Consider the following 18,466-nt stretch of genomic DNA (forward strand, 5'->3'; position numbering starts at 1 on the left):
CGTGACCGCTCATGCCGGGCTCCCGCTGCCGTAGGGGGCGTACAGATCGAGCAAACGGACTCGCGACGCCTGCAGCCGGTCGGCGATCACGCGGCCGAGCCAGACCGCGATCACGCGGCCGAACTCGGCGTCCTGGGCGCACATCGCCCGCACGGCCTCCGCGTCGAACTCGAAGGCCCGCACCGGGCTCATCGCCTCCGCGCCCAGGTGCCACACATGCGGTGGGAAGTGCCACGACCAGCCGACCAGTTCGCCCTGCCCCACGGACTCGACGACTGCGGCCCGCCGGCCCGGGACATGGAGGTCGAGCACGACGGTCCCCGTCCGCACGATCCAGAACCGGTCGGCACGCCGACCTTCCTCGAACAGGCGTTCACCCGCGTCGAAGGACACCTCGCGGGCGACGCGCATCAGCCGTTCGCGCTGCGCGGCCGGGAGGGCCACAGCCACTCTGGTGATGGAGGTCATCGCTCCGACTCCCTTTCGCCGTCCTTCGGGGGTTTGCTGATGACAGGGTGTGCCGGCCTGCCGCGGGGCACCACGGGCCGCCCGGACCCGGCCGTGGGGCCATCAGGCCCTGCGTCGGACACGGCCTGGGGCCGAGCGGGCCCGGCAGGGGACGGTCAGCCCCTCGCGTCCGGCCTCCGGTGGTGCGACGGTGAGAGTGGAGCTGTGGACTGCCCGGTGACGAGGCGGTGGGAACGATGACGATGGAACTGCCCCTGATCGTGGGTGTCGACGGATCGGACGGCAGCCTCCCGGCGGTCGACTGGGCGGTGGACGAGGCAGCCCTGCACGGTCTTCCGGTGCGACTGGTCCATGCCTCCCTCTGGGAGCGGTACGAGGGCATCGCACCGTCCATCGGTCCGGACCGCCCTGCGGGGCAGGTGCCGGCCGACCACATCGTCGCCTCCGCCGCGGAGCGCGCCGGGCGGCGCAACCCCGACGTGAAGGTGTCCACTGACGTCCTCCTGGCCGAAGCGGCGGACTCGCTCCTGCACGAGGGCAACAACGCCACCGCCCTGATCACCGGGTCGCGAGGCCGCGGCGAGCTGAAGGGACTGCTGCTCGGCTCCGTGGGCCTGGCCGTCGCGGCCCGCGCCCACTGCCCGGTGATCGTGGTGCGGGGCGACAAGGCGGGACTGGCCGGCACCCACGAGCGGATCCTGCTCGGCGCCGGAGACCCCGAGACGAGCGGGGAAGCCGTCCGGTTCGCCTTCCGTGAGGCCGAGGCCCGGGGGTGCGAGCTCGACGTGGTGCGGACCTGGCGCTGCCCCGCACACGAGGCCGACGACACGGCCGCGCTCGCCGAGGCACCCGACCGGTCCTACGAGGAGCGGGCCCGGGGCGAGCTCGACGGGCTGCTGCGTGACGCGGTGGCCGAACACCCGGGCGTCCGGGTGCGCCGTACGGCGCCGGAGGGGCCCGCCCGCAAGGTACTGGTGCACTTGTCGGCCGCGGCCGACCTCGTGATCGTCGGAGCGCAGCGCCGGCAGGGCCACTTCGGGCTCCAGCTCGGCAGGGTGGCCCACACGCTGCTGCACCATGCCCGGTGCCCCGTGGCCGTGGTGCCTCAGCGGGTCTGAGCGCGCCCACGCCGAGGAGCGCGGCGGGCCCGGCGAGGAGAGAATGGGAGGGCGCCGGGCCTCTCCGCCCCTTTCACAGAGGAGACAGCCTCGTGACGGACCGGACGCGGGAGCACGACGGGACCTGGGAATACGAGGGCTACCGCCCTGGGGACGAGCGGCTGAGGGAGTCGCTGTGCACCCTGGGCAACGGTTACTTCGCCACCCGCGGGGCCCTGCCCGAGTGCGCGGCGGACGACATCCACTACCCGGGCACCTACGTCGCCGGCTGCTACAACCGGCTCACCTCGGAGGTCTCGGGACGCCGGGTCGAGAACGAGGACCTGGTCAACGTCCCCAACTGGCTCCCGTTGCGTTTCCGGCTCGCGGGCGGGGAGTGGCTCACCCCCGACACGGGGACCGTCCTGGACCACCGTCAGACCCTCCACCTGGACTCGGGAGTGCTGGAGCGCCGCACCCGGTACGCCCTCGGTCAGGGGCGGGCGCTGTCCGTACGGCAGCAGCGCCTGGTGCACATGGCCGATCCCCATCTCGCGGCGCTGCGCACCGAGTTCACCGCCGAGCACTTCACCGGCGATCTCGAGGTCGAGGCCGCACTCGACGGCGGCGTCACCAACGCCGGGGTGCCGCGCTACCGGGACCTGGACGGCCGCCATCTGACCCATGCGCACACCGGTACGGCGACGCCCGGCACGGTGTGGCTGCGCTGCCGGACCCGCACCTCGGACATCCGTATCGGCATGGCCGCCCGGCTGACGGCCCGGGTACCGGTGACGGACGCGCACGAACCGTCGCGCGCGGTTCAGCGCGTTGTGCTGTTCCTGGTCGACGGCCGCACCGCCACCGTCGACAAGACCGTCGCCCTGCACACCTCGCGCGACTACGCGATCAGTGACCCCCTTCGGGCAACCGTGGACCGGGTGAGCGCGGCGCCGGGTTTCGACGACCTCCTGGCATCCCACCGCACCGCCTGGCACCAGCTGTGGCGCCGCGCCGAACTCGACGTCCCCGGGGAAGCGGGCCAGATCCTGCGCCTGCACCTCTTCCATGTGCTGCAGACCCTCTCCCCGCACGCCGCCGACCTGGACGTGGGCGTCTCGGCCCGGGGGCTGCACGGCGAGGCCTACCGCGGGCACGTCTTCTGGGACGAGTTGTTCGTGCTGCCGTATCTGAACCTGCACTTCCCCGAGGTGTCCGGCGCCCTGCTCCGCTACCGCCACCGGCGCCTGGACCGGGCCCGCGTCGCGGCCCGGGCCATCGGCCGGCGGGGCGCGCTGTATCCGTGGCAGAGCGGCAGCGACGGACGCGAGGAGACACAGCAACTGCACCTCAACCCGCGCTCGGGCCGCTGGCTGCCCGACCACACCCACCTTCAGCACCACGTCGGCTCTGCCATCGCCTACAACGTGTGGCAGTACTGCGAGGCGAGCGGAGACGCCGAGTTCCTGCACACCAAGGGCGCCGAGATGCTGCTGCACATCGCGCGCTTCTGGGCCGACTCGGCGACCTGGGACGAGACCCTCGGACGGCACCGCATCCGGGGCGTGGTCGGCCCCGACGAGTACCACGAGGCCTACCCCGGCGCGGAGAGGCCCGGCCTGGACGACAACGCGTACACCAACGTCACGGCCGCCTGGGTCCTCGCCCGCACCCTGGAGGTGCTGCGCACGCTGCCCGAACCCCGCCGCCGTGAGCTCGTCGAGCGCACAGGTCTGGACGACAGCGAACCGGACCACTGGGAGGACGTCTCGCGGACGCTTCACGTGCCCTTCCACGACGGAGTCATCAGCCAGTTCGAGGGCTACGGCGACCTGCCGGAACTCGACTGGGACGACTATCGCAAGCGGTACGACGACATCCGGCGCCTGGACCGGATCCTGGAGGCGGAGGGTGACACGGTCAATCGCTACAAGGCGTCGAAGCAGGCCGATGTGCTCATGCTCGGCTATCTCTTCTCACCGGCCGAACTCCAGGGTCTCTTCGCCCGGTTGGGCCGCCCGCTGGACGAGGACACCTGGCGGCGCACGGTCGACTACTACCTGGGCCGCACCAGTCACGGCTCCACCCTCAGCGGCCTGGTCCACGGCTGGGTGCTGGCCCGTTGCCGACGCTCGGACGCGTGGAAGTTCTGCCAGGAGGCCCTGCGCGGCGACATCGCCGACCTGCAGGGCGGCACCACCGGCGAGGGGATCCACCTGGGCGCCATGGCCGGCACCCTCGACTTCGTCCAGCGAGGCCTGCCTGGCCTGGAGACCCGCTCCGGAGCGCTGTGGCTGGACCCCGTCCCGCTGCCCGAGCTGTCCTCGTACGGCTTCTCCATCAGCTACCAGGGCCACTGGGGCATCAAGCTGCGGCTGACGCACGGACAACTGGAGATCGCCGTACCGCCGTCCGACCTGATGCCGATCGACATCGAACTGCCCGACCGCGCGGTCAGCGTCCAGCCGGGCGAGACGTGCCGGCTTTTCCTGGCTGACTGACGGAGACGGACTGGCACAGCCGGCGGGACGTTTCCCAGGCGCCGAGTACGACGTCCTCGTAGAGGTAGCGGCCGCTCTCGAGCTGCGGCAGGTCCTGGGGGGTGGAGGCGCCGGACTCGCCGGCCGGTCCGCCGGTGGCCGCGCGAAGCCATTTCAGCGGCAGGCCGGCTGTGGTGAGGGCTTGTTCGAGGGGGAGGAGCGGGGGCGGGTTTCCGTCGAGCATGAAGTCTTCCCACTCCATGAGGTCGAAGAGGAACTGCCCGCCCTTGTAGGGCGGCCACGGTGCGAGGGTGTCGAGTACCTCCCCGGCGCGGGCGGGATCGTCGCGGCGCAGGGCGGCGCCGTGGCGGGCGAGGGTGCACAGGGCGGCCCGGGTCCAGAGGTTCGCCGTGGTGAGGACCTTGCGTACCTGTTCGTCGGACGGGCTCGGTGAGGGCGTGGTGGTCACAGTGGCCTTGAGGTGACGTAGTGGGCGATCTGGCGGAGTACGGCCTTGCCCTTGTTCTCGGGGATGGCGTCGAGGTCGCGTTCGAAGTGGGCGATGCCGCGGGCGGCGAGGTCGTCGGCGAGGGCGATGGCGTAGTCGATGGATCCCCGGCGGCGCATGTAGTCCAGTACGACCCGGACGTCCTGGGCCTGCTGCTCCTCGCGGGGTCTGAGGACGATCTGACGCAGCAGTTCGTGTTCCCAGGGGTGGGTGGCGGTGCGCAGGAGGTGGATGAGCATGATGGTCCGTTTGCCCTCCCACAGGTCGCCGAGGGCCTCCTTGCCGTAGAGGGCTTCGTCGCCGGTCAGGTTGAGGACGTCGTCCTGGATCTGGAAGGCGATGCCGATCAGCCGGAACGCCTCGTCGAACCGGTCCAGGACGGCCGGGTCGGTGACGCCGGCGCATACCGCGCCGATGCGGCAGGGGCTGATGCACGTGTACCAGCCGGTCTTCTTGGTGCTCATCGTGAAGTACGCCTCGTCCTCGGTGGGTACTTCCCGGTGCCGGATCCAGCCCAGTTCCATGGCCTGGCCCTCGAAGCTCTCCCGGCACATGTGGAGCGTCTCGCGGATCAGGCCGAGGGTGCGGGCCAGGCCGAGACCGGTCAGGTTCGACAGGACCGCGTCGATGGCGAGCAGGTTCAGCCCGTCGCCCACGTTCACGGCGAGTCCGGCGCCGTGCGCGGTGTGCAGGGTGGGCAGGCTCCGCCGGTGGGTGGACTCGTCGGCGATGTCGTCGTGAACGAGGAAGCCGTTGTGGAACAGCTCGAGCGCGGCCGCGCTGCGTACGGCGTCCTGGGCGCGCCCGCCGAAGGCGACACAGGCCGCGACGGCGAGGGTGGGCCTGAGTCCCTTGCCCTGGCGGGCGGGGTAGTCGCGCATGAGGTCGTACAGGTCCCGGCGCGGTTCCCGGTCGGGGATCAGGTGCCGCATCTCCTCGGCCACCCGGTCCCGGCAGACGCGCATGGTGTCGACCAGGTCCGCGTCGGTGAGCGGGAGTTCCTCCCACCAGGGGGTGCTGGTGCGGCCGTTCCACAGGGACCGGGGAGGGATCACCAGTCGCCCGCCGATGGCCGCGTCGGCGGCGGAAGCCGGTCCGGGCCGACGGTGGTTGAGGTAGTCCAGGGCCGTCCAGCCCGTCGTTTCCCCTACGTCGTCGCCCTGCTCCTCGGGGGTGTGTACGGCGGTGCCCCACAGGCCGGGAGACCGGCGCCGGTAGTCCTCCCACAGTCCCTGCACGTGCCGCAGGCCCGAGGCCCGCTGTGACAGCAGGGCGAACGCCCGCCACACCGCGAGCACCTGGCGGCCTTCGCCCCGCACATCCAGGCTCGTGGGCAGGACCTGGTCGACCGGGCGGCACTGGAGATCGAAGAGCAGGTTCATGGCCCGGTCGTCGAAGACCACCTCGACGTCGGCGGCGCCGTCCCGGCCCTCGTCGAACACCAGGCGGCTGTGGCGCGGTGTCAGCGACGCCGTGGTGCCGTCGTTGAAGGACAGTCCGAGCCGGATGCCCCGCATCTGATCGGCTGCCGCGGCCACCACGGCGGGGGCCCGTTCCGACAGTGCGGCCACGGTGTCCCTCAGGAGCGCGGCGCCCGTGCCGGGCCCGGCGGTGGTGTCAGCGCTCATCGGCTCCTCCGGCGAACTCGACGATGCCCCGTGTCTCGAACGCCACCCGCCGGCCGGAGACCACGCCCTCCACTCGGCAGGGGCCGAGTGTCTCGTGCACGCTGAAGGGCCGCAGTCCGCGCTCGCACGGGTTGGCGATGCGCCCGGCCGTCCGGCTGGTGAAGTCCAGCAGGAGATGGTCCCGGCCCATCCGCGCGCTGATCACCAGCCGCCCCGGCACCACCGAGCACGCCGGTGTGTTCAGCAGGTCCGCCAACGGGGGCACGAGCACCACATGGTCCCGGTCCAGCGCGCCGTCGACGGCCATGTCCAGGCAGCGCCGCGGGAAGTGGCGCCACAGCCGGCCATGGCGCCACAGCATCAGCGAGCCGTTGGCGGCGTTGCCCGGGTAGCGGGGCTGGACGAGGGTGAAGACGACGGCCGCGGGCGGCGGAGCCGTGGCGTCCGCAGTGCGCGGGGTGCCGTCGACGGCCTGTCCGTGCGGGGCGTTGACGAATCCGAACACCCAGCCGCCCAGCGTCGGCCAGCTCCACCGGCCTCTGACCCGCTCGTGATAGCCGGTCAGGGCCACCCGCCTGGGGCGCCCGTGGACCGTCACCGTCCCGGAGGCGAGGATCCCCGGCTCGGACTGCCAGCGCAGGAACTCGTCCGCACCGAACGGCGCGCACTGGGACACGCACGCGCGGCCGGTGCCGCGCAGCCTCAGGTCGACCGCCGGTGACCCGGCCACAGCCGCCACCATGAAGGCGCCGTCGGCTCCGTCGGCACGGGGTAACCGGAACGAGGACCACGCCACCTGCTGACGACGGGCGTTGAACTGGCTGGCCTCCCAGCCGCCGTCCCGGTCGTGCACCAGCACGATGGCCCGCTGGTGCGGGGAGTCGTCCGCGCGGTCGGCCCCGAGCGAGGACAGGTTCGCGATCACCGCGAGGTTCCCGCACCGGGACAGAAACGCGTAGTGCAGCCATTGCCGCTCCAGCGGCCCGCCCCGCAGCCCGCCGAGGACTCCCTGCGGGAAGGGCCCTGCCGGGCCCAGCCGCCGCTCACCCACCTCTGATGCCGTGCTCACACTCCGGAGAGTAACCATCCGTGATCAATGACTACTTTGCGTTGCGCAAGCTCGGTGCGGGCCAGCAGGCGGAAACGGCCTCCTGGCGAGTCCCTCGAACGAGTGAACCCATGATCAACACCCGTCGCGGCACGCGCGGGTCACCGGTCACCGGGCTGACGCTTGCTGCCGCTCCCGAGCATCACCAGCCCAGAGAGGAACCGTCATGATCGACGTCGCGTTCGACAAGAGAATGGTCATCGTCCACTCCGTCAGCGGGAATGTGATCACACCGCACTTCCACAAGACCGGCTCGGGCACCGAGATGCGCCTGTGGCACACGGGGACGCCCAACGACCACGGAAGCAACTACTCGGCCGCGGGTGACCACCTCGGTCGCATCTGGTCCTTCGAGCCGGCCCACAACGGTGTGCGCATCAGGAACCACCTGACGACGGCGATGTACCTGACGGTCGACGACGCCAAGGAGAACACCACCCTCAAGATGCGCACCCGGCAGGACCACGACCGCGGACAGGTCTGGCACCTCGAGCGCGCCCTGCCCGGCCTGAACGACTTCCTCCTGGTGCCCTCCCACGACAACGGCCTGGCGATCGGCCCCATGGAGGGGGCGCACGAACTCGAGACCGTGCTGATCCTGCGACCCAGGACCACCCTCAACCAGCTCTGGACGGCCCAGGCCCTCTGTCCCGTCCGGGCCGCTGACGACCTCTGAGCCGCGACGGCCCCGGGTCCACCGTGCGGCGGGCCCGGGGCCGGTCGATCCAGGTGGGGCTCAGGGCTTGATGACGGTCCCCGTCAGCTTGACCTTGCCGTGGTGCTTGCCGAAGATCGCGTACCCGTCGTCGTACGTACCGGGGGTGGCGCCGTCCTCGGCCGCGACGGCGAGGCCGTAGCCCAGGAACGGCCGGTCCTGGGCGCCGGTGAAGAGGTGGAGGGGCGCCTCGACGATCAACGTCTTGCCGTTGTCCTCCAGCGAGCAGGGCAGCAGGGTGGGCTTGGTCTGCTGCCAGTCGCGCAGGTGGTCGAAGTATGCGTATCCCGCGACTCCGGTGAAGACCAGGCCCTTGGGCGCGTGGAACTCCTGACGGAGCTTGCCGATGCTGACCGGCTGCTCGTCGGCGGAGGTCATCGCGATCAGGATGAAGTGACCCGGATTCTTCTTGTCCTCCGCCCCCTTACCGACAGTGACCTGCGGGATCGCGTCCCGCACCTGAAAGATGGCCAGCTGGTGTTCGTCGGCGGGGCCGGTCTCTCTCTTGATGTCCTCGACCTTTGTCTGGCCGGATTCCTTGTGTCCGTCGTGCGACACACCGTCCGAGGTGGCGTGGTAGCGGTAGTACACGCTGCCCAGGAACCAGCCTTCCTCGAGCTTGGTCCGGTCCCAGCTCAGCTTTTCGTTCACAGGGCCGCCCGGGCCGTCGCTCACCTGGGGCCAGACCAGGAAGCGGTAGAAGCCGTGCTTGTCCTTGGCCTCACGCAGGTTCAGTTCCTTGACGGCCCAATCCACTTTCGCCAGGTCGACCTCCGCCAGGTCGCTGGTCCCCTTGATCGGCTGCTTCACCGGTTCGGGCGTCAGGTTCGAGGGGGTGCCGTCCTCGTGCACCAGCTGGTAGTACACGTGATCCGTGTGGTTGCCCTTCGCCTCCTTGCTCCCCTCGTCGGCGTTGTGGATCCGGACGTGGAAGGTGCCTGCCGGGATCCTTCCGTCGTCGGAGACGTAGCCGAACTGCGCCTGGGGACGGCCCGAGACCACCGGCCAGGGTCGTGGAAGCTTCGAGAACACCTGGGCCACCGGCTGGATCTCGACCTTGCCGTTGGTGAGGGTGATCCGGACGGTGAGCGAGCGCTTCCCCTCGGGCGCCGGCAAATTCAGGTAATTCAGCTCGTTGCGCAGCGTGAAGGTGATGACGTCGGTTTCGTCGCCCGGCATCGCCAGGTCGACGATCTCGTAGTTGGCCCCTTCGGCGCCGTGGCCGCCCTGCCCCCTGAAGAGCTGCTTCGCGGGGTACAAGTCCGTGCGGTCCATGTTGTAGGTGGATTCCACCTGGGTGATCCGAACCCCCGCGGGCACCCGCAGCCGTCCGTCGAGCCGGAATTCGCGGGAAGCGTGCGGGATCTTGTCGGTGTAGCCCAGGACCTGGATGCCGGTCCCCTCGGGATCGCTGCCCGCCCCCGCACTCGCCTTCTCCACAGTGGTCATCGAACACGACTCCTACACTCGAAGGTTTTTCCACCATCCCTTCACATATGTGCCGATTCGTATGCATATGCCAAGAGCAATGAGGCCGACCCTCACCTGTCCGGCCGTACGTCGCGCTACCCCTCGGAGGAGCGACGGACGATGCGGCGCACGTTCTCCACAGCGCCGCACCCTTCCCTCAGCCGACGCTCCCGTTCCGCCAGGAACGCCTCGCCCAGTTCCTCCCGGCGGTCCATGGCGACGTTCTCGCGGGCGCCGTTGAGGATGGTGCGCTCTTCCTCGTCGGTGTGGTGGGTGATGGCCTTCACGAGCTCTTCAAGCTTCTCGTCCCACTCGGCGGAGCCGACCTCGCCGACCTCCATGAGTTCGAGGAGCGCCTCGTTGCCCTCCTCGTGCTCCTCCTCGCCGTGTTCGAGCTCGTCGTCGTCGATCCTCTTGTAGCGCTTGAGGGCGGGGTACACCTTCGACTCCTCCGCCAGCGCGTGCGCGATCAGCAGACCGGCGAACTCCCGCAGTGCGGCCGCCCGGTCGGATTCGACGCTGCGCATCCGGTGGAAGAGGTCCTCCATTCTCCTGTGGTCCTGGAGGATGAGTTCGACGACGTCTCGTGTCTCGGTCATGGGGCGGGCATCACTTCCGTACGAGGGAACCTTGCCGGAACCGGATACCCCCGCGCACCGCGTTCAGCCGCGCGGCTGGTGTTCCGGCCATGCGCCGTCCGGCAGCCCTCGATAAAGTTGATAAGCAGGCGAAACCTGTCAATAAGCGCCGGATCCTCGTCTGTGGGAGAAGCCATGGGCAGCTATGTGAACCTGGCCTACGACTACCCGGTCCTCGGGGCCTTCTGGACGATCATGTGGATCTTCCTGTGGGTCATGTGGATCTTCCTGCTCTTCCGCGTCATCGTCGACATCTTCCGCGACGACGCCCTGAGCGGCTGGGCCAAGACGGGATGGCTGGTCTTCACCATCGTCCTGCCCTTCCTGGGCGTCTTCGTCTACGTCGTCGCCAGGGGCAAGGGCATGGGCAAGCGGGAACAGGACCATGTGAAGGCCAAGCTGGACGAGACGGACCGCTACATCCGCGAGACCGTCGGCGCCACCGGCCCGGCCAGCGAGGCGGACCAGCTCGACAAGCTCTCGCAGATCCGGGCCCGCGGCGACATCTCCGACGAGGAGTTCCGCCAGGCCAAGGAGAAGGTCCTCCACCCGTGACCGCACGCCCTGACGGGTGAGGCACGGTGAGCGGCAGCGTCTGGGCGGGGGCGGCCGTGGCCGCCGTGACGGCCGGGTACGCCCTCTTCTCCCGGCGGCTGGCCACCACCGCCGTGTCGGCGCCGATGGTGTTCACCGGCTGCGGGATCGCCATCGGCCCGGTCGGGCTCGATCTCCTCGACCTGAAGCACGACTCGGGCCCCGTGCTCACCCTGGTCGAAGCCGCCCTGACGCTGGTCCTGTTCACCGACGCCATGTCCGTACGGCGACGGGATCTGCGCCTCGGCGGATTCCTCCCGGGCCGCCTGCTGGGCATCGGTCTGCCGTTGACCATCGGGGCGGGCTGGCTGCTGGCGTGGCCCCTGCTGCCGGGGCTGACCCTGTGGGAACTGGCCCTGCTCGGTGCCGTGCTCGCGCCGACCGACGCCGCACTCGGCAAGACGGCGGTCTCCGACCGCCGGGTTCCCCCGCTGGTGCGCGGCGGCCTGAATGTCGAATCCGGCCTCAACGACGGTATGGCGCTGCCCTTCTTCGTGCTCTTCCTCGCGGCCCTGCCCGGAACCGTGACCTCGCAGGAGGGGGCCGACGGAGTCTTCTGGCGTGCGCTCGTGCTCAGCACCGCGTGGGGCCTGGCCGTGGGAGGGCTCGGCGGGTGGCTGTTGCGCCGGTCGCGGGCGAGGGGCTGGATCGGTGGTGACTGGCGGCAGACGTTCGTCCTGGCCGTGGCCGTGGGCGCGTACACCGTGGCCGTCGCCTTCGACGGGAGCGGCTTCATCGCGGCCTGGGTGGCCGGCTTCGCCTTCGGTGTATCCGTGCGGCGGGGCGGACCGGCGGCGGAGGCGCGACCAGAGGCGGAGGCCCCGGCCGCCGTCGACGACTCCGCCGGTCTCGCCGGGCATCTCGCCGACCTTCTCGCCTCGTTGAGCTTCCTGGTCTTCGGTGCCGTCCTGCTCGGGCCGACGCTCGACGATCTCGACTGGCGGATCATCGTCTATGCCGTGCTGAGCCTCACCGTGGTCCGGATGCTGCCGGTCGCCCTCTCCCTGGCCGGGACCGGCCTGGCCCTTCCCACGGTCGCCTACATCGGATGGTTCGGGCCGCGCGGCCTCGCCTCCGTCGTCTTCGGGCTTCTCCTCGTGGAGGAGCACGTCCCGGGCGTTCAGCTCCTCGGCCGGGTGATCGCGGTCACCGTCGCGTTCAGCATCCTCCTGCACGGCATGTCGGCCGTGGTCCTCGCGAAGCGGTACGGCGCCTGGTACCGGAAGGCCGCCGCCCTGCGACCGGGGCTGCGCGAGAACCTGCCCCGGGACGGGGAGGCCGGGCATGCGCCGACGGCGCGGTAAGGGGGCCGATGCCGATGCGAGCGGCGGCCCGCCGGCGTCATCTTCCCGGGCCCGCCGGCTGCGGGACGGGTACCCGCCGAAGCGGAGAACCCCGGGTGGGCGACCACCGGACTAGGTCTTTCGTGCCGGTTCACGCGGGACGGAGGCCCGATTCGCCGTGCCCCGCAGGACAGTTAGCGTCCCAGCATGCGTATAGGACTACTTGGCACAGGCAACGTCGCCCGAGCACTCGCCCACGGCTGGAGCGCCGCGGGGCATGACGTCCTTCTCGGCTCGCGCCGGCCCGGGGAGCGGACGGATCTCGGGCTCCCCGTGGGGAGTCTGGGCGAAGCCGCCGCTCATGCGGAGGTACTGGTCAACGCCACCCCGGGGACCGTCTCGGTCGAGCTGCTGCGCTCGATCGGGGCCGCGGCACTGGCCGGAATCCCGCTGATCGATGTCGGGGTCGGTCTCTCCGACGACTTCGTCGAGCTCTCCCATCCCAACAGCAGCCTGGGGGAACAGATCCAGGACGCGTTCCCCCTGACCCCCGTCGTGAAGACGCTGTGCACCATGGACTCCACGGTGATGAGCGCCCCGGGCGATCTGGAGGGCCCGAGCACCGTCTTCCTCTCCGGCGACGACGCCGAGGCGAAGCGGACCGCCGGCTTGCTGCTCACCGACCTCGGCTGGCCCGCGTCGTCCCAGCTCGACATCGGCGGTATCCGCACGGCACGCGGGCAGGAGCACTTCGCCCTGCTCTTCATGGGCATCGCGGGCGGCCTCGGCTCTCACACCTTCAACATCAACGTGGTCGCCCGACCGGCCGCCTAGAGCAGGCTCAGTCCCCGACGCACTTGGGGTACTTCGAGCCACGGTTGCAGTCGTGGTAGTCGTACTTGCTGACCCTGAACGCGAATGCGGTGGCGAGGCGACGCATGTCGTGCTCCGATCAGCGTGAAAGCGCTGATCAGTGTAGGGGCGCCCCTGACCGTTCATGAGGAGCCCTATGTGTGCCGGAGCGCTCTGAACGCGTGGCCGTTCGGTTCGCGGAGGGGGCGCAGGGCGGCTCTCTTGACGCTCACCACGATGAGGCACGTGGCCAGGCAGTACAGGAAGGCCACTCCGGAGGCGGCCAGACTGCCCAGGAGTGAGTTGGCGTTGGGTGCGGCGGACGCCGCGATCGCCGCGACCGCGTTGCTGCGCCGCAGGAAGAACATGGGTTTCCCGGTGTAGACGTGCAGCGGTTCGTTGCCCTCGTGGTGGCTGCCGTCCCGGGAGACATCGACCAGCACCCCGATCGAGGCGAGGACGGTGCCGACGATGGAGACGAGCGCGATGTCGAGGAAGAGCAGGAGCAGGGCCGCCGCGGAGAGCAGCATGCACAGGTACGCGGTTCTCAGCGCGTCCTTGAACTCGCGGTCCGGCAGGCGGTATCCGAGGTCGACCAGGATGCGGGCCATGCCCTCGTCCTCGGCGTCGTCGTCCGCCGGCGGGGCCGTCTCGATGGCGAACTGCTGTGTGTTGGAGGCGGTTCGCCCGTTCCGCACCCGTACGAGTTCGGTTCCTTCCCGGCCCTGGGCGTCCGCGGGGACGAGCCCCTCGGGGGTGACGAACTCCAGCCGGTTCGTCAGCACGCGGGGAAGGGCCAGGTCCAGGGAGATGACGACCCGGCCCCAGCCGTCGCGGTGCGTGACGCAGTCCTCCTCGTACTGGTAGGTCACCTCGGAAGGCAGCCCCGGGTGGACGTCCAGCAGGGCGACGAGCGGGGTGTAGCGCATCATGCCTTCGACGCGCTCCCTCAGGGCCTCCTCCACGTCGTCCGCCTGCCCGGTCCGGCGCAGCAGGGACGTGAGTTCCTCGGTGCCACTGCGCCAGCCCAGGGAGTCCAGCCGCCGGGACAGCTCCGCGCGCGTCGAGTTCTCGGGGGGCTGCTCACCTCCGCCCAGGAGCCGGCCGACACCGCGGGCCATGGCGCGGACCGTCTCGTTCGCCGGGAGCACGGTCACCGGGCTGACTCCGCGTTCGCTCAGGCGGAGCACTTCGAGGCGGTCCCAGTGGTCCTGCGGGAGAAGGTCCGCGAGGACCATGCTCCGCCGGCCGGGCCGGTCCTCCGTGGCCAGCTTGGTGGTCACCTGGTGGACAGCCATGGATCTGGAAGCGAGCTTCACACGATGGGTGCGGGTGATGATGGTTCTGGCCGGGTGGGCCAGGTCCTGCAGCAGTCGTAGCTCGCCGCCGAGGACCGGCATGCCGCGCGGGTCGACCGTCGTGGTGGCGTCGGGGACGACCAGCGCGGTCAGGGGCGTGGCCGGGGCGGGTCGTTCCGTGCAGTGCACGACGAGGTCGCGGGCGAGCGAGACGAGCCGGGTGGCCGTCGGGTCGGAGGGGGTCCCGTGGCGGGCCAGGAGGTCGTCCAGGGCGACGATCGTGGAGCGCTCCACGTGGGCCGGAGCGTTGAGGATCACCGCCACGGCCTGGATGATCCCGGCCAGCGACCGCGCCCCCGGCTCGACGGGCGCGTCGGCGACGGGTGGGTCGGCCACCTCTGCCGCTGCACGGCCCGCGGCCTCGGCGTGGCCGGCGATGAGAGCCTCGTGGGCGAACGCCGCCAGCCGTTCCGCCACCAGCTCCGGCCGGTAGGCGAGCAGATGCCGGACCTCGTACACGTACCAGATGAGCCGGTCGGTACGGAGCGGCCGCAGCGGCTGGTTGTAGTAGGTGAAGGCGATCCTGTGGGCCTCCTGGTACTCGGCCGTCCGCTCGGTGCGCATACGGTCGTGCAAGGCGGTGCGCAGCGCGGAGCGGATCGCGAACTGCGGGTCGCCGCCCGGCCCGCCGTACGGAACCCGGTCCCTGACGACGAAGGGGGAGGCCAGGACCTGTTCCGGCGGCACTCCGACGTCGAGGTTCGCCGCCGTGTACAGCACGATGTCCGTGCCGAACCACTGGTGCACGGCGAGCGCTTCGAGCAGCCGTCCCTCGTCGGCGGGGAGCCGGTCGAAGTGCGCCAGTGCCCGCCGGAAGACGTGTTCCTGGGTCATGGCGTCAGCCCTCCCTGTCGTCGCCGTCATCACCGGTGGCGGTGGCCGGCCGGCCGTCCGGATGCCGCGGAGCGGGTTCACCGGGCTCCATATGACACGCGAAGAACTCGGCGAGCAGCCCCGGCACGCCGCCGTGGCTGCGCTGGATCACCACGGCCTTGTCCCTGAGGCTGGCGAATCCGAGGTTCTCGATCCAGTCCTGCACGGCCTCCACGTCGAACGGCGGCAGCACCAGCGTCTGAACAGCCGTGGAGTACGGGGGGTGGGGCAGGCTCGGCACACTCCGTCCGGCCAGGAAGACGCTGACCTCCCGCCTGGACAGCAGGTTCGGCAGCAGGCTCCGGCCGAGCCAGTCGCGCATCGGCCGGGCACACGCCTCGAAGCTGTCGAGGCAGATCACGGGCCTGCGCGCATCGGCGACCAGGTTGTCCAGCAGGGCGTCGCTCAGGGCGGCGAGGCGCAGGACCCGGTCCTCTCCCTGGGCGAGCAGCCGGATCGCCGAGTTCCGCACCCGGACGTTGCTGAAGGCGACCTCCGTCGTTCTCGACTGCTCCGCATGCCGGTCTCGCGTGCTCCGGTAGCCCGGTACGCCGACGTCCTGGCTCCGCGCCTGTATGGAGAGCTGTTCGAGCACGTCGTGTTCCACCGCCGTCCGTGACAGGTCGACGAAGTACACGCCGTTGCCCTCGTGGCGGTCGTAGATCTCGAACAGCAGGGACGACTTGCCGATGTCCTGCGGCCCTTCGAAGAACAGCGCCTGCCGTGCCCCGCCGCGATCCTCGTCCCGGGCCGTGAGGCGGGCCGCGCTGTCCAGTTGCTCGGCACGGTCGATGTGCCGGTGAGATGTTGCCGGTTCGTGCACCCGCTCTTCCCGTCCCCCTCGTGACGCCGCGGACCGAGTCGGACCCCTACCGGGGGTTCCGGCCCGTCGGGGGGTCGGCGGGGTTCGCTCCGTCGGGCGGGACGGTTCCGCTTTCCGGCAGGATCTCCACGACGCTGTGCTTGAACCGGGCCCGGCGGAACGAGGTTCTCGCACCCTTCACCATCCGGAAGCGGGACCGCTTGGACCTGAAGCGGTCCACCTGCATCGTCTGGTTGGTGACGGGCTTGGCCTCCTGGCCGCCCTCCACACCGGCCCGCATGCCCAGGCCCTGGATGTTGGCGCTCTTCAGCGAGCCTCGCCGCAGACCGAAGACGATCACGCCCACGATCCCGAGCACGATGAGGCCTACGACCAAGAGCTGCATGGGACTCAGATCCACCATGGACAACGCGCCTCCCCCGACTTCCCCCTGACGCACTGTAAGTACCATCCCACAATGCGCAACAAACCCAGCAGGGCTTGCGTAGAAATTTCCCTGTACCGCCAACCTTGGGAGGCCTCCGTGCGCGACCTCGCGGACTCGATCGAATCGATGGAGCAACTCGCCGCCGTCTGGCGGGTGATGGTGCTCGACCGGGATCCGCGGGCCGATGTCCGCGACCTTCCGGGCATCGCCGTCCGCTGGGCCGACTGCCGGTTCGCCTTCTGGAACTGCCTCACGCTGACCGAGCGGGGCATCGGCGCCGGGCTGGCGCGGCAGCGGGTGCACGAGGCGGCGCGGATCATGCGGTCGAAGAAGCATCCCGGTTTCCTGTGGGTCTTCGAGGAACTCCTCGACGACGAGGCACGCTCGGAGCTCAGGGACGCGGCCGGGCAGGCGGGGCTCGCACACGCCTTCCCCGGCACGGGCATGGCGGGAGACCTGCTGCCCGTTCCCGAACCGGCCCACCCGGAGCTGACGTTCGTCCGCGTGACCACCGACGAACAGTTGCGGGCCTTCGCCGACCTCAACTCGCGCGCCTACGGGTTCCCGCTGGAGGACGGCCGTGACGGTCTCGGCCGCTCCCCGCTGTGGAAGAGCCAGGTGTACGCCTACCTGGGCGTACGGGACGGTACCGCCGTGTCCTGCGCGGCCACGGTGGAGGCCGACGGGCGCCTCTTCGTGCTGCTCGTCGCCACCGACCCGGAGTGGGAGCGGCGGGGTTACGGGGAAGCCGTGACGCGCAAGGCGCTGTACGAGGGCGGTCGCGCCACCGGACTGACCCGGGCGACACTGCACGCCACGGCCGCGGGCGCGCCCGTGTATCCGCGGATCGGCTTCGAGCCGAACTCCCCTATGAGCTTCTATGCCTTGAGTGAGTGACCGGCTGGTCGCCCCGCTCGCCCTCGTCCCGGGCGTGAGCCACCGGTGCCGTCGTGGAGCGGGGGATCACATGCGTCGGCAGGACCAGGTGCCGACCGTGTTCCCCCTCGGCGTCGTCGATGAGCTTCAGGGCCAGTTCGCCGGCCTCGCGCCCCATGTCCGACGGTGACTGGGCGACCGTGGACAGGTCGAACCAGTCCGCCAGCGGCTGGTCGTCGAAGCCGAGGACGGAGATGCGCTCGGGTACGGGGATCCGGGTCTTGCGCAGGTTCCAGATGAGGGCGACGGCGACCTCGTCCTGCTCGGCGAAGACGGCGGTCGGCGGCTCGCGCAGGCTCAGCAGTGTGCCGAGCACCTCGGCGGCGGCGCGCTTGTCGCCGACCCGGGTGGAGACCACCAGGTCGTCGTCGAGCGGGACGCCCGCCTCGGTGAGCGCCTGCTGGTAGCCCAGCAGCCGTTCGTTGGAGCTGAAGGTGAAGCCGCTCGCGCCCTGGGTCTGGACGAAGGCGATCCTGCGGTGGCCGAGGTTGAGCAGATGCCGGGTGCCGTGCAGGGCGCCGGCCACGTCGTCGACGTAGACGCTCGGACGTCCGTCGACGTGCTGGCTGACGTAGATGACCGGCATGCCGAGGTCGTCCAGCCGGGCCGTCTCCTCGTCGGTGAGGTCGAAGGAGAACACCAGGAGCGCGTCGGCGTTGCGGCGCGCCGGGAGGTGCTCGAAGAAGTCCGTGCGCTCGGCCAGGTCCGGGATCTCGTAGACGTTCAGCTGCAGGCCCGCCGCCCGGAGCAGCGGGGCCAGGCTGGACAGGGCGGCTCCCATGAACCACGAGTCGAGCGTCGGGACCATCACGGCGACCGTCCCGGTCCGGCCCGTGACCAGGCTCGCGGCCTGCCGTGACACGGCGAAGTTCAGTTCGCGCGCGGCCTTCTCCACCCGGGCGCGCACCTCCGGCGACACCGTGGACAGACCGCGCAGCGTGCGCGAGACGGTGGAGGTGGAGACCATCCGGCGCGACCATCCCGCCCTCGGCGACGGCACGATGACCTGGCTGGACACACCGGACGCGGTCCTGGCCTTCACCCGGGAGCCCGGCTTCGTGTGCGTGGTCAACCTCTCCGCCGAGCCGTACGAGCTGCCCGGCCACTCCCGGCTCCTCCTGTCCAGCGGCCCGCTGGAGAACGGCATGCTGGGGCCGGACCAGGCGGTGTGGCTCGCGGTGTAGGGCGCCGGCGAAAAGCAGTTGACC

Annotated in this window: 18 protein-coding genes; 8 read left to right on the plus strand and 10 right to left on the minus strand. The window is 70.6% G+C overall.

The annotated features are described in order from the left end of the window. Positions 1 to 9 precede the first annotated feature (9 nt). Positions 10 to 468: a Crp/Fnr family transcriptional regulator gene (locus tag ACWIF2_RS16005; RefSeq protein WP_454360945.1), complete on the minus strand. Its 459-nt coding sequence runs from the start codon at positions 466 to 468 to the stop codon at positions 10 to 12. Between the two features lie 242 nt (positions 469 to 710). Between ACWIF2_RS16005 and ACWIF2_RS16010 the strand changes: the two genes are divergently transcribed. Both ACWIF2_RS16010 and ACWIF2_RS16015 read left to right on the plus strand, forming a co-directional pair. Beyond that, positions 711 to 1,586: a universal stress protein gene (locus tag ACWIF2_RS16010; RefSeq protein WP_454361024.1), complete on the plus strand. Its 876-nt coding sequence runs from the start codon at positions 711 to 713 to the stop codon at positions 1,584 to 1,586. 92 nt (positions 1,587 to 1,678) lie between these two features. Beyond that, on the plus strand, positions 1,679 to 4,066 hold the full coding sequence (locus tag ACWIF2_RS16015; RefSeq protein ID WP_454360946.1) for a glycoside hydrolase family 65 protein: 2,388 nt from the start codon (positions 1,679 to 1,681) through the stop codon (positions 4,064 to 4,066). Here ACWIF2_RS16015 and ACWIF2_RS16020 read toward each other — a convergent pair. Genes ACWIF2_RS16020 through ACWIF2_RS16030 form a run of 3 tightly spaced genes read right to left on the minus strand, consistent with a single transcriptional unit; the run spans position 4,020 to position 7,250 of the window. After that, positions 4,020 to 4,514, minus strand: coding sequence for a hypothetical protein (locus tag ACWIF2_RS16020; RefSeq protein ID WP_454360948.1), 495 nt, complete (start codon positions 4,512 to 4,514; stop codon positions 4,020 to 4,022). The genes ACWIF2_RS16015 and ACWIF2_RS16020 overlap by 47 nt on opposite strands. After that, positions 4,511 to 6,181: a polyprenyl synthetase family protein gene (locus ACWIF2_RS16025; protein WP_454360950.1), complete on the minus strand. Its 1,671-nt coding sequence runs from the start codon at positions 6,179 to 6,181 to the stop codon at positions 4,511 to 4,513. The genes ACWIF2_RS16020 and ACWIF2_RS16025 overlap by 4 nt, the downstream gene beginning before the upstream one ends. Beyond that, entirely contained in the window at positions 6,171 to 7,250 is a 1,080-nt protein-coding gene (locus tag ACWIF2_RS16030) for a hypothetical protein (RefSeq protein ID WP_454360952.1), read from the minus strand. Before ACWIF2_RS16030 ends, ACWIF2_RS16025 begins: the two co-directional genes overlap by 11 nt. A gap of 205 nt (positions 7,251 to 7,455) precedes the next feature. Here ACWIF2_RS16030 and ACWIF2_RS16035 point away from each other — a divergent pair, with 205 nt between their 5' ends. Beyond that, positions 7,456 to 7,965: a hypothetical protein gene (locus ACWIF2_RS16035; RefSeq protein ID WP_454360954.1), complete on the plus strand. Its 510-nt coding sequence runs from the start codon at positions 7,456 to 7,458 to the stop codon at positions 7,963 to 7,965. 60 nt (positions 7,966 to 8,025) lie between these two features. On the opposite strand, the gene ACWIF2_RS16040 is transcribed toward ACWIF2_RS16035, so the two are convergent. Both ACWIF2_RS16040 and ACWIF2_RS16045 read right to left on the minus strand, forming a co-directional pair. Beyond that, a complete protein-coding gene (locus ACWIF2_RS16040; protein WP_454360956.1) occupies positions 8,026 to 9,453 on the minus strand; it encodes a hypothetical protein in 1,428 nt (475 codons plus the stop codon). Between the two features lie 116 nt (positions 9,454 to 9,569). After that, positions 9,570 to 10,073: a hemerythrin domain-containing protein gene (locus ACWIF2_RS16045; protein WP_454360957.1), complete on the minus strand. Its 504-nt coding sequence runs from the start codon at positions 10,071 to 10,073 to the stop codon at positions 9,570 to 9,572. 174 nt (positions 10,074 to 10,247) lie between these two features. On the opposite strand from ACWIF2_RS16045, the gene ACWIF2_RS16050 reads away from it, so the two are divergent. From ACWIF2_RS16050 to ACWIF2_RS16060, 3 genes are all read left to right on the plus strand, one after another. Then, a complete protein-coding gene (locus ACWIF2_RS16050) occupies positions 10,248 to 10,667 on the plus strand; it encodes an SHOCT domain-containing protein (RefSeq protein WP_454360958.1) in 420 nt (139 codons plus the stop codon). Positions 10,668 to 10,693: 26 nt separating this feature from the next. Continuing rightward, positions 10,694 to 12,010 carry a cation:proton antiporter gene (locus ACWIF2_RS16055; RefSeq protein ID WP_454360960.1) on the plus strand — a complete coding sequence of 439 codons (1,317 nt, stop codon included), beginning with the start codon at positions 10,694 to 10,696 and terminating at the stop codon, positions 12,008 to 12,010. 186 nt (positions 12,011 to 12,196) lie between these two features. Continuing rightward, positions 12,197 to 12,823: an NADPH-dependent F420 reductase gene (locus ACWIF2_RS16060; RefSeq protein ID WP_454360962.1), complete on the plus strand. Its 627-nt coding sequence runs from the start codon at positions 12,197 to 12,199 to the stop codon at positions 12,821 to 12,823. A gap of 173 nt (positions 12,824 to 12,996) precedes the next feature. Here ACWIF2_RS16060 and ACWIF2_RS16065 read toward each other — a convergent pair whose 3' ends face one another. From ACWIF2_RS16065 to ACWIF2_RS16075, 3 genes are read right to left on the minus strand one after another with little or no spacing between them, the layout of a single operon-like run. Beyond that, the gene (locus tag ACWIF2_RS16065) at positions 12,997 to 15,033 is read right to left on the minus strand and encodes a hypothetical protein (protein ID WP_454360964.1); all 2,037 of its coding nucleotides are present in this window, start codon (positions 15,031 to 15,033) and stop codon (positions 12,997 to 12,999) included. A gap of 4 nt (positions 15,034 to 15,037) precedes the next feature. Beyond that, entirely contained in the window at positions 15,038 to 15,895 is an 858-nt protein-coding gene (locus ACWIF2_RS16070) for a hypothetical protein (protein ID WP_454360965.1), read from the minus strand. 46 nt (positions 15,896 to 15,941) lie between these two features. After that, positions 15,942 to 16,298, minus strand: a complete 357-nt coding sequence (locus ACWIF2_RS16075) for a hypothetical protein (protein ID WP_454360967.1) — start codon at positions 16,296 to 16,298, stop codon at positions 15,942 to 15,944. Between the two features lie 120 nt (positions 16,299 to 16,418). Here ACWIF2_RS16075 and ACWIF2_RS16080 point away from each other — a divergent pair, with 120 nt between their 5' ends. After that, positions 16,419 to 17,219: a GNAT family N-acetyltransferase gene (locus ACWIF2_RS16080; RefSeq protein ID WP_454360969.1), complete on the plus strand. Its 801-nt coding sequence runs from the start codon at positions 16,419 to 16,421 to the stop codon at positions 17,217 to 17,219. Here the strand turns inward: ACWIF2_RS16080 and ACWIF2_RS16085 are convergent. After that, the gene (locus tag ACWIF2_RS16085; RefSeq protein ID WP_454360971.1) at positions 17,191 to 18,225 is read right to left on the minus strand and encodes a LacI family DNA-binding transcriptional regulator; all 1,035 of its coding nucleotides are present in this window, start codon (positions 18,223 to 18,225) and stop codon (positions 17,191 to 17,193) included. The genes ACWIF2_RS16080 and ACWIF2_RS16085 overlap by 29 nt on opposite strands. Between ACWIF2_RS16085 and ACWIF2_RS16090 the strand changes: the two genes are divergently transcribed. After that, a complete protein-coding gene (locus tag ACWIF2_RS16090; RefSeq protein WP_454360973.1) occupies positions 18,197 to 18,442 on the plus strand; it encodes a DUF3459 domain-containing protein in 246 nt (81 codons plus the stop codon). The genes ACWIF2_RS16085 and ACWIF2_RS16090 overlap by 29 nt on opposite strands. Positions 18,443 to 18,466 lie beyond the last annotated feature (24 nt).

The organism is Streptomyces sp. NPDC055506 (genome assembly GCF_053643595.1).